A 2,066-nucleotide genomic window follows, 5' to 3' on the forward strand; every position below is an offset into this window, starting at 1 on the left:
TATCGCTCCTTAAGTAAGACTGGTGATCCTAAACTTTCTACCTTAGTCGCTGTGTTATCTGCCCTTAATTTGCAACTAAGCGTACAATCTGCTCCATAAATCGTGAGGGGAATAAGTCTTCCCCCACTCCTCTCAACGATTAGTCACGAATTGCACGACCACAACACACTCACCAGCCGCGGTTGTTTTATCCCGTGTTGCATAAAGCGTAAGCTCTTGATCATCTGGAACAAACTCTTTTTGGTTGGTTGAAGCAAAATCTTGCGTGCCTTGAGCTTTGATGTCCTTTTCACTAAACTCATTACCCCCATAGGTGCTGCCTATCTTTAATTTCGCTTCCGAAAACGCCGTCTTCACAAACGCTTTAATCGAAAGGATCATTGCACCACGCGGTAAAGTCCCGATTTTGCGTGTCAAATGCTTATCTTTATGCGAGATATTCAAACGCAAAAAACTGACCTGATGTGTATGAAGATCTCTGCCGTGTAAGTGTCCTGTTACGCCATCTACCATGTCCTATTTCCTTTCCTCATCACTCAACTTCACCGCTGTAGGTGGGGATAACTATCGTTCCAAAATCTTGGGCTCCTTGTGCTCTTCCTGGCATTTGGAAACGGGTTTTCTTCATGCCCATAATTGTATGCACTCCAAAACCGTATTCGCGTTTGTAGTCAAAGGTTTCTTCTTCGATTTTATAGCGGGTCTTACCGTAACTCTTACCAAATGCCATAACGACACTTTGCGCTCCAAGCAAAACAGCACGGCGCACACCTGCAAGACGTGTACTATCCGTGGATTTAACACCATTGGTGACATGCTCTGATTCACGTAAAATCACACCATTATACATGCCTAGAGAACCATCAAAGATTGGGTTTTTGGAACGCGAACCGGTATAAGCGGCTTTCTGAATATCAAGCCATTGACCCGTCTCTGTATTAGTGCGCAATTGTGTCACCTGAATGGGATGCAAATACAACACATAAACACTCTCGCTATTCACGCGAACCGGTCTAATTTTAGGATTCGCTAGCTTAGCGCACTGAACCGCTTCATCTATCAATTTAAGATTAAAGCTGTGTTTGGCTTTTTCTGTAAGATCTTCATCCCTAGTTTTACCATCTGGTCGCACAATGCGCTTACTGCTTGGAGCTAATGGTGCATTAAAGCCCCAAAAAAGAGGATCAAGATCAACCGGTTCTCCCTCAAAATTGAGCCTATTAGCAGTATAACCGCAAGCGTGAACGAAAAACATCAAACTCAAACGGTCCGCATACCAATCTGATAAACTGGTTTTGGCTTCTTCGCGCAAATTAAACAATGTGCGCTGATTATCAATAGTGCCTTCATTGGCAATTCTTGTTCCATGATAAAGTTCATTGATATAAAGTTTATCATGAAGGAATTGGAGTGCCTCTTCATTGCCTTCAAGGGTTTCGCCCTCACTCACACCACGTCCTGATAACTGAGCTCGCAGACTAAATGTTACACAATCCCCTTTGCCTTTTTGCGTCTCTGTTTTCACCTGAATAATACTATTGGAATCCTGCCCCATCAAAGGAGCAATAGGAGTTGCTTTGGAGACCTCCGCATCAAGAATTCTCGCCCATGTTTTTAACGCATGGGGATCATTAATCCCTATATGTGTTGTTGCCATTGATTTTACCTTTCTTTGCTATAAAAAAACCGGCTTAAAGCCGGACCACCAACCCGCACCAAAGGCGGCTTATTCTCTAAAAGTCTTTCACTTAATCTTCATCATCCGCACCACTCAATTTGCGTATAAGCACTCGGTTCTTTGGATTACTGTACCATGCTTGAAACTCTTTATCCGTCATAGCGTTCATCGTTTCCCATGAAAGTGGACCTGTACTCCCTCCTCCACCAGATGCCGTCAACGTCCGCGCAGAATTCTGACGACTTTGAAGCTCTGCTACCTGATCGTTGACTTGTAGCGCTTTTGTCTGATAGCCAAGGTTTTGGGCTATTCTATAAATCTCTTCTGCCGGATTGAGATCTCTTTGTGCACAAGTCGCTACAAGCGCATGCAATTGATCTCTTATAAT

Annotated in this window: 2 protein-coding genes and 2 pseudogenes; 1 reads left to right on the forward strand and 3 read right to left on the reverse strand. The window is 43.7% G+C overall.

Translation table 11 applies throughout. The features are described 5' to 3' along the window. Window positions 1–99 (forward strand): annotated as a pseudogene (locus ACFIKU_RS09545) (putative addiction module antidote protein); the annotation flags it as partial. Between the two features lie 33 nt (window positions 100–132). Here ACFIKU_RS09545 and ACFIKU_RS09550 read toward each other — a convergent pair. From ACFIKU_RS09550 to ACFIKU_RS09560, 3 genes and pseudogenes are all read right to left on the reverse strand, one after another. After that, entirely contained in the window at window positions 133–513 is a 381-nt protein-coding gene (locus ACFIKU_RS09550; protein WP_375657365.1) for a hypothetical protein, read from the reverse strand. 19 nt (window positions 514–532) lie between these two features. Beyond that, on the reverse strand, window positions 533–1,657 hold the full coding sequence (locus tag ACFIKU_RS09555) for a N4-gp56 family major capsid protein (protein WP_375657366.1): 1,125 nt from the start codon (window positions 1,655–1,657) through the stop codon (window positions 533–535). A 91-nt stretch (window positions 1,658–1,748) separates the two neighbouring features. Then, window positions 1,749–2,066 (reverse strand): annotated as a pseudogene (locus tag ACFIKU_RS09560) (hypothetical protein); the annotation flags it as partial.

This window comes from Bartonella sp. CM120XJJH (assembly GCF_042194715.1).
Classification (GTDB): Bacteria; Pseudomonadota; Alphaproteobacteria; order Rhizobiales; family Rhizobiaceae; genus Bartonella.